The following is a 9,520-nucleotide window of genomic DNA, read 5'->3' as shown; positions in this document are numbered from 1 at the left end:
TTCAACCATTACTTCCCGCAGGAAAAAGTATATCTGCACTTTGACAACACAGGATATTTCAAAGGAGAACGGATTTGGTTCAAGGCATACGTGACAAGGGCAGACAACAACCGGCAGACAGACATGAGCAAGGTGCTGTATGTGGAACTGCTCAACCCCATTGGCGATGTCGTGGAGACATGCAAGCTCAACATCAAGGACGGACAGGCGGACGGCTCGATAAAGCTTGACAGTATCTTCAACAGCGGATTCTATGAGGTAAGAGCATACACAAGATACATGCTCAACTGGAATGCAAACGGCATTTTCTCAAGGGTATTCCCCGTGTTCAACGCACCGAAGAAGGAGGGAGAATATAAAAAAGTAATCAATGAGATTGAATACAGAAAACGGTTGCCAGACAACAGAATGAAAGATAAAGGGGAAGAGAATTTTAGAAAAAAGATTAACGTAAAATTCTATCCCGAAGGAGGACACCTCGTAAAGGGACTGCGAAACTGTGTGGCATTTAAAGTTATATCACAAACCGGAGAGACTATAGACACGAAAGGACGGCTTGAAACTTCTGAGGGAACAACGGATATAAGCACAATAAGGGAAGGATGCGGTACTTTCAATTACATTCCGACTGACACATCTGCCGCACTGATAATTAAAGACAATAAGGAAAAAGAACAACGGTTTCCATTACCCGCAGCAGAGACAGAAGGATGTATAATTACAGTCAATACATTAAATGACGACAGCATCAGAATCACATTTCAACATACCAAAGGATATGATAAAGACCTTGGACTGGTGCTTTTAAACAAAGGAAAGGTGAAAGCATTCAATGTGATAGAAATAAAAAACGGAAACACCACTATGACTTTTGCAAAAAGAAAAATGAACAGTGGGGTAAACCAGATTGCACTCATAGATGCTGACGGAAACATCGTGGCAGAAAGGATGGTGTTCGTGTATCCGCAGGAAAACGACATAGATACAATTGACGTTAAACCACTGACAGAGAACCTGTCACCATGCGGAAAGATTGAACTGGAGACAAAGGCACAGCCGAACATAACATTCTCAATGTCTGTGCGCGACATGGACACTGACGGAAACGGATACACACATAATGCTGCAACATGGCTGCTCCTCTCGTCTGATTTGAAAGGATATATCAATAACGCGGAATACTATCTGGAATCCGATGATGAGGAGCACCGCAAAGCGGCAGACCTGCTCATGATGGTACAGGGATGGAGACGGTATGACATAAAAATGATGATCGGACAAAAATCATTCGTAAAGAATCATCCAATAGAGGACGAACTGTTTATAATGGGGAAACTACACCAAAGAAAGAAAAAGAACACTGTAGACAAAGTAAGGCTGAACGCAACATTATACAACAGGGAGGGAGCTTCTTTTTCAGGAGAGACCATAACAGACAAGAACGGCTACTATACTTTCAAAATGCCTGAATGCACGGGGGAGTTTGCCCTGCTTCTAAACACGAAGAAAAATGACAAGGCTGTAAAATATAAAATAGGCATAGACAGGAATTTTTCTCCACAGGCAAGAAAACTATCTCCATACGAAACAATGCAATATGAATCTAATTCAAAGACGTTAGATTTGAAAGTAAAGTTCGATTTAGAAGAGTATATTCCAATAGATAAGGACAACCATTTACTGAAAGAAGTGAAAGTAAAAGGTAAAAAACGCCAAAGTGCCGGCAGCAGATGGCTCAATGAACAAAGAGGAGCATATAAGGCTGCAATCAAATATGACTGTACGAAAGCTGCAGATGAATATTTCGACAAAGGTGAAGAAACACCAGGTCTTATAGAATGGCTGTCAGAAAAAAATCCTTTTTTCAACGGAAGTAAGAATACAACGTCAAACCGTACTGATGACAAAGAAGACACAGGATTGATTGTACAGGAAGAAAATACCGGAGAACAGTCTATATCAGGTAATAATGACGCATCAGAGCAAATATTCAAGGGAGGTATCAGTTATAAAAACCGCCCGATAGTCTGGATTCTAAACAACATTTTTTATAAAATAACAGGACTTAGCCCAAGTGGATGGCGCAATGTCATGACAGGATTATGGGCTCATGATCAAGGGTTTTATGAAATGCCCACATGGCTCGAAGATTTCAAATCCATATATATATCCGAAGATGACAATATATGGAAAAACTATGTGGTATCAGGTGCTCTTGCCACATATCATCCCGTCACAATATTTGTATACGTTCCTTTCACGCGCAAGGTGAAACACAAGGGGTTGAGACAGACATTCTTCTCAGGATATACAAAACCCGAGACTTTCGAAATGCCCGACTACAGCCAGATACCACCGATGCCCGACCACAGAAGAACGCTATACTGGAACCCGAACGTGAAGACAGACAGCAAAGGAAAGGCAAAAATATCATTCTACAACAACTCAACATGCACAAGCATTGCTGTGTCGGCAGAGGGAATAACTGAGAACGGAAAGCCGGTGGTTTACTGAAAATGTGAAGGAAATAACCATAGCAACATATACAAATACAAGGAAAATACAACAAACAAGAAAATACGAGTAATTACAGTAACAGTATACTTTAAATGTATAGTATTAAAACTGCAACGGTAACCATTAAGACAAAGAACAGTTACCCTTAATAAACAATGTTAAAAACAATTAACAGCGCTTATATTTTCCTGACATCTGTTTGACGAAATAAAAAAAGAACATATCTTTGTGAAAATAAACAAAGTAAAACAATATTAAGCTATTTATAATAGTTTATACATTAAATCCAAATCGGCCATTAGAGATTTTATCTGGCAAAATCTAAGCAAATAAGCGTGGAATTACCTCAAAACCTATATATAGTATTAACAAATGCTTTCTAAACATTCATTTGAAAAGAGAGACATTTTTCTAATAATCGACTTTGGTAAAAACATATTTTAAGCAGATAAATATATTACTAAGTAAAAATAATAATTATGAACGATTAAATAATATACAATGAAAATTACTATAACCTTATTCCTTGCAAGCATTATAACAAATATAATACAGGCACAAGACATCAAACCGGAAACGACAATAGACGAGACGGTATACATGCATCTCGATAATAACGGATACTTTCTCAATGAGAATATATGGTTCGCTGCGTATACAACTGATTCACAGACAAATGGATCTGAAAATTCCACAAAAACACTTTATGTGGAATTGCTTGCCCCGGAAGGATATGTGGTAAAGACACAAAAATATAAAATGGAAAACGGGAAATGCAACGGCACAATAAAGCTCACTCCGTCTTTACTTTCAGGACTATATGAAATAAGGGCATATACAAAAAGTATGGCAATAAAAAGCAATCCGTGCTATTTCTCACAAGTAATCCCTGTATATGACGAAAATAAAAACGGAGACTATTCACATCGCAGTATCTTTGCAAGGGAAAGAAACACAAAGACAACAAGAAAGACCGTCAATGCATTAAAGATGCCTTGTACCAACACAAAAGAACAGCTTGCAATATCGTATGACACGACACAAGTGAAACCGTTCGGAAAAATTACCATTAAAATAAAAGGAAAACCAAACTATTGCTATTCCATAGCGGTAACAGACAGGAAAAACATGATAAATACATACGGATATAAACCTGCACTATGGACAACGAAACTGGAACGAGAAAAATATAAGCCACTGATGGAGGCTGAACTTACACCACCGGCAAGAACATATACAAACGAAGAGATCTCATTAATAAATATTGCATGTAAAGAAAGAATGCTGTGTACAATTAAGAAACCTATAAAACCAGGAAACAAGGAAGTTATCGGACTGACACATTCCTCAATACACTCATCAATGGATGATGCTCTTAAACTGATAAAAGGCAAAGGGTTTAAAGAACCGACACTGCGCACAGAGACAGGTTGGAAAAGCGTGGCTTTAATACTTGAATTGCTGCTGCACTGGGACTATCCGTATGACATGCCGTTCCGAGTGATAAGCATTGACGGTGATTACTGTGGCGACAGATGCATACCTGAAGCAAAGGAAATATTTGACGGGCCTGGGTTCAACTACAAGGACTATAAGGAAATTATAATACGAACAGACTCTGCTATATGTAATGCATACGGATATGCCGAACGGCCTATTAAACGCATTATGAATAAGGCAACATCGTCAGGGTTCAATGCAAGGACATCAAATCATTTAGGAAAACCCGGCATTGTCGTATGTTTGGTCTCAAAGACAAAAGAAGAAGACGAAAAAGAGATAGTAAACAACAATAATAGTAACAGATATGAAAAGTATGTGGCTTTCCCTATGCCATACTACAGTAATAATACAGACAGCAAAGACCACCGCAGAACGCTATACTGGAACCCGAATGTGAGGACAGACAGCAAAGGAAAGGCAAAAATATCATTCTACAACAACTCAACATGCACAGGCTTTGCTGTGTCGGCAGAGGGAATAACTGAGAACGGAAAGCCGGTGGTTTACTAAACAACAAAGAATATGAGAAACATAACGCTGCTTATTATATGCGCATTGCCCGTTGCCGCATCTGTATTTACCGCAGGAAAATGGTTCTCTGATTATATGATAATGCCAAAATGGTATGGCATGATTATTATGCTGGCATTGAGCATAACAATACTCTGTACTTTACGGATAGCGGGAATGTGCAAGGGGCTGTCATCAGAAAAATTATGGACACAAATGGAAAAAGCCGTAATGACAGTGTGCGCCTTGCAGGCATTATTCATGATTTCGCAGCATTACGGTATCATTCCGCCATACGGAATGTACACCACCGGAAGCTTTGAAAACGCAGCGGGATTTGCATCATGTATGGCTCTAAGCATGCCACTGGCACTAAGACGCCTGACAGAGACGGGATATAAAGGAAAATGCATTATCATAACATACATCTTACTCTGCGTAACAGCTGTTGTATGCTCCGGCTCACGCACCGGAATACTGTGTATAATCGTATCGGGATGTATCATGCTTTGCAGGATGCTGAGCATAAAATATGCAGCTATCATACCAGTGGCAATTATTGCAGCCGCAATATCTGCCGTGGCTATAAAGACTGATTCTACCAACGGTAGATGGTTCATACTGCAACGAACGGCCGAGCTTATAAAAAGACATCCGATAACTGGAGACGGAACAGGAACATTCGACAGGGAGTATATGAACATACAGGCTGAATATTTCAAGAACAATCCTGACTGCGAATACTCCATGCTGGCAGACAATATACACCATCCGTTGAACGAGCTTATGCTTGTAGCTGTCGACTTCGGAATCATTGGTTTTGCCATATTGGCTGCAATATCCCTATTCACAGTGTGTCATGCAAGAAAAAACACAAACAGACTGACACATACAGGACTGCACATACTTGCCGTGATATTACTGTTTTCCATGTTCTCCTACCCTTTTCTATATCCGTTCACATGGATCATGCTTGCAGCGGCTATATTCTGCATATTTGAAAAAGGAATACGCATCAACAGATATGCAATACTTTTTATTACCCCATTGGCTGTTGCCGGAGCAACATACATTATATTTAAAGCAAAGACCGACAGACAGCTTCAGAGAATCCTTGAAACGGCGGAATACAGGCCGGCACGAAAATGCGTTCCTATGTATGAGGCTTACTACAATGAAAAGCGTAATGACTACAGCTATCTCTATTCCCTTGCCGTGATGCAGTTTGATGCAGGATTATACCGCAGAGCTTTGAAAACTGCCATGGAATGCTCCAAGATTCTTGCAGACTACGACCTGTGCCTGCTGCTCGGTGACATCAACAGGGAACTAAGAAACTTCTCCGATGCAACGCACTGGTACAAACAAGCGCATTTCATGTGTCCGTCAAGAATCACACCACTGTATGAGACATACATGATTTACCGACAAACAGAAAATACAACGGAAAGAAGACGGATGGCCGACATTATACTAAACAAGCCGGTAAAAATAAAATCGGAAACAGTCAACCAAATGCTTGATGAAATAAGAGGCTATGAAAACTAAAAAACGAATATAATCAAACTTGTTTAAAGGACTTGGGTAGACAAAAATACACTTATTTTATTCATAACAAAAAAATATGGAATTTCATTTGTTACATTTTTAATGTTAAACAAGTACTACTTTTTAAATATATAACTGACAATCAACAACATAGCATTTTATGCAATGTAACAAATATAAAAAATAAACTCTTTTTTATTTGCAAAAAACTTTTTTAATCCCTATCTTTGCAGAAAACAATTTTTATAAAATGAACAGAAAAAACGAACAGGAAAAACGACAACCATATATTGCGTTGAAATAAAGGCCTACTGGAAAATTTATATAAAAGAATCTTTACCGAAATAATCATCATATAGGAAATAATATCATGAATACAAAAACAATCATAACATCTTTCATATTTCTGACTATAACCATAACTGCCTATTCCCAAGAAACACCCAAAAGCACTGTGGGCGAAAAGGTTATCGCCCACTACACTAAAACCGGAGACCAAGAAAAGATTAAGGCCGCAAGGTTCATTGTGGAAAATATGAAGTATCATTCTTTTAAGGACAGTCCTATACTCGATAAATACTATGCAGGTATCGAACAAATAAACAAACAGTATAAGTATCCGGAATGTACAGAACAGTATTATAGACTTTATACAGAATGCGGTGACCCTTACGTAAACCTGACTCTTACCAAAGATAATGACTTCATAAATGAAAAAGACATTATCAACAATATAGACATGGCGTTTGAAGACTGGAGAAACGGTCTGTGGGCCAAGCATCTTTCATTTGAAGATTTTTGTGAATATATGCTGCCATATAGAGTTAACAATGAGAAGCCGACTTCAAATTGGAGGGAAGATTTAAGAAAGCTATACTATAAATATGCAACGTCTGTCATAACCAGTGATGACATGAAAAATTCAGCGTTTTGGGCTGCAAGTAAAGTCAATGACGCATTAAAAGCATTGAAATACAATAACAAGAAAGTTTTACCTGAATTAAACATAAATTTACCTGTCTCTGCATTGAAAAACATGCAGATGGGAGAATGTATCGACTATGCAACATACACTACATACGTCATGAGGGCATGCGGGATACCTGTGTGCTTAGACTACACACCACAATGGCCGAACCGATCAAACAACCACTATTGGAACAGCCTCTTGGACAATACGGGTTTGAACATTCCATTCATGGGATGTGAAAGCAATCCGGGATATCCTAACAAACAGGGAAGGGAAATGGCAAAAGTATATAGAAGAACATTCAGTTACCAACCACAAAGCCTGTACGCATTGAATAAGGACTTGGGAGAGAACATTCCGCCAATACTTAATACTCCATTTATCAAAGACGTTTCCAACGAATACTTTATAGGAAAAAACATCACGACAAAGCTTAACGACAAACATCTTAAAGATAAATTTGCATATATTGCCGTTTTCAATAACCAGACATGGATTCCTGTTGATTTTGCTGTAATAAACAGTAACAGGACAGCAACATTCAAGAACTTGGGAAGTAACATCGTATACCTGCCTGTATTTTGGGGGCGCAATGGTTGTATACCGGCAGGAGACCCTATACTGTTAAACCGAGATGGAAGTATTGTATATCTAAAACCCAACCACAACAAGAAACAGAGTATTATAATAAACAGAAAATATCCGCATTTCAACCGCATTGTCAGATTCCGAGGGATAATGAAAAAAGGTTATTTTGAAGCAGCAAACAATCCGAATTTCTCTGATGCGAAACAATGTGCGACAATAAAGAAGACACACCTTATTGGCTATGACACTCTGACTGTGACAAACATAAAAGGAAAATACAGATACTGGAGATTCGTTTCCCCTGAAAAAGGAAGGTGCAACGTTGCTGAAATCGCATTCTTAAAGAACGGAATAAAACAGAGTTTCTCAAATATAATTAGTGACAGCAAGGGACAGAACAAGACAAAACCGGAATATGCCTTTGACGGGAAAGAAGTTACATATTATGAAAGCACGTCTCCAAAAGACGCCTGGATTGGCGTGGACATGGGACATCCTGTTGAGATAGATAAAATAGCATATCTCCCACGTAATGATGCAAATGATATCGTCATAGGACATACATATCAATTATGTTACTTTGAGAACGGCAAACAAAAAATAGCAGACACACAAATAGCTAAAAACGGAACTTTGGTTTTCAAGGATATACCATCCGAAACTATATATATCCTTCATGACTTAAATGAAGGACAGGAGGAACGCATATTCACCTATAACAATAATAAAATAAACTGGTATTAAACATTACAACTATGAAAGAAAAAATTTATTCCGCCATACTTATCATGGCATCGTTAATGTTTATAAACTGCACAAGTGATTTTGAAACAGAAGAGAAGACAAACGCTGAAAAAGCCGCTGAACTACGGCTTAAAATATTGGAATTGGCCGAGGACTACGACATCAATGTTAAGCTTGAAGACAAATACGATGGGGGAAATATTGATATAGATATTGAAGACATTGAAGGACTGTTCAAAGCCATTTCCGCTGTAAGAGGAAATTATAAAATGATAGCTTCAAATAATGGGAAAACAAACTCTTTAAAACAAGTACCAAAGAGAAACAATAGGGTGAAAACAAAGGGAGAAGAAAATGAAACTTTTGAAAACTTCGGATATATTTTTACCGTTAACGGAAACCCTGAAAATTCGCCATATTTCAGAGTTTCAAATGGTTATTGGGATTTTGAATGCTCATGTATGGCAGACTGGTTTTGGTCTTCCACCGGACATCTTGTATCTCCTTCTGTTCATCCTCAAATAGATGTAATCAGCAAACCTGGCGGCCCACTTTACTCCGGTAATATAGCATCATCAAATTTTGATTATTTTGGAAGAGGAGGCATGTCTTTCTCTTTTGATGGAGATGTGGAATACTGTGTCAGTCTGTCCAATCTAAGCGTTCTACATTTTTATTTCAATGTATATGGAATGATACATAGCGAAACAAAAGGAGATATTACATGGATTTTAAAATAATATCTATCCCACTTTAATAATAACAAAACATTAAAAGAATTATGTGCAACAATATGATAACACTCATAAAACAAAATATAGTTAAGCAAGATTTAAAAGAATACATAAGAATATGTATTGCCATTTTATTTCTCACATTGTCATCTGTTGCACTTAAAGCACAGCCCCTCAACGCAGAAACACACATAACGAATGCCTCTACCGATGAGGGCCTGACAACACAAAACACAGCATACAAAGCTTCAAAAACAGATACGGAAATAGAGAGACTTAGAGATTTCGCAAGAAATATCGACAAGTTCAACCATTACTTCCCGCAGGAAAAAGTATATCTGCACTTTGACAACACAGGATATTTCAAAGGAGAACGGATTTGGTTCAAGGCATACGTGACAAGGGC

Annotated in this window: 6 protein-coding genes; all 6 read left to right on the top strand. The window is 38.1% G+C overall.

The genetic code is table 11. The features are described 5' to 3' along the window. A partial coding sequence (locus tag HPS56_RS13110) for a hypothetical protein (RefSeq protein ID WP_172277586.1) occupies window positions 1-2,514 on the top strand: 2,514 nt, incomplete at its 5' end. Window positions 2,515-3,018: 504 nt separating this feature from the next. Next, entirely contained in the window at window positions 3,019-4,530 is a 1,512-nt protein-coding gene (locus HPS56_RS13105; RefSeq protein ID WP_172277583.1) for a hypothetical protein, read from the top strand. 12 nt (window positions 4,531-4,542) lie between these two features. Further along, window positions 4,543-6,078: an O-antigen ligase family protein gene (locus HPS56_RS13100; RefSeq protein WP_172277580.1), complete on the top strand. Its 1,536-nt coding sequence runs from the start codon at window positions 4,543-4,545 to the stop codon at window positions 6,076-6,078. A gap of 370 nt (window positions 6,079-6,448) precedes the next feature. Next, window positions 6,449-8,380 carry a discoidin domain-containing protein gene (locus HPS56_RS13095; RefSeq protein WP_172277578.1) on the top strand — a complete coding sequence of 644 codons (1,932 nt, stop codon included), beginning with the start codon at window positions 6,449-6,451 and terminating at the stop codon, window positions 8,378-8,380. Between the two features lie 11 nt (window positions 8,381-8,391). After that, the gene (locus tag HPS56_RS13090; protein WP_172277575.1) at window positions 8,392-9,120 is read left to right on the top strand and encodes a hypothetical protein; all 729 of its coding nucleotides are present in this window, start codon (window positions 8,392-8,394) and stop codon (window positions 9,118-9,120) included. Window positions 9,121-9,173: 53 nt separating this feature from the next. Further along, window positions 9,174-9,520 (top strand): hypothetical protein (locus HPS56_RS13085; protein ID WP_172277572.1); only part of this gene is annotated, 347 nt, incomplete at its 3' end.

This window comes from Xylanibacter muris (genome assembly GCF_013166605.1).
In the GTDB taxonomy this organism is placed as follows: domain Bacteria; phylum Bacteroidota; class Bacteroidia; order Bacteroidales; family Bacteroidaceae; genus Prevotella; species Prevotella muris.
Note: the sequence above shows the minus strand (reverse complement) of the source record. Positions and strands in the feature narration are given on the sequence as shown.

Bases quoted from the DNA above. Each gene is read 5' to 3' on its own strand.
- HPS56_RS13095 (WP_172277578.1), top strand. From the start codon at position 6,449: ATGAATACAAAAACAATCATAACATCTTTCATATTTCTGACTATAACC.
- HPS56_RS13100 (WP_172277580.1), top strand. From the start codon at position 4,543: ATGAGAAACATAACGCTGCTTATTATATGCGCATTGCCCGTTGCCGCA.
- HPS56_RS13105 (WP_172277583.1), top strand. From the start codon at position 3,019: ATGAAAATTACTATAACCTTATTCCTTGCAAGCATTATAACAAATATA.
- HPS56_RS13090 (WP_172277575.1), top strand. From the start codon at position 8,392: ATGAAAGAAAAAATTTATTCCGCCATACTTATCATGGCATCGTTAATG.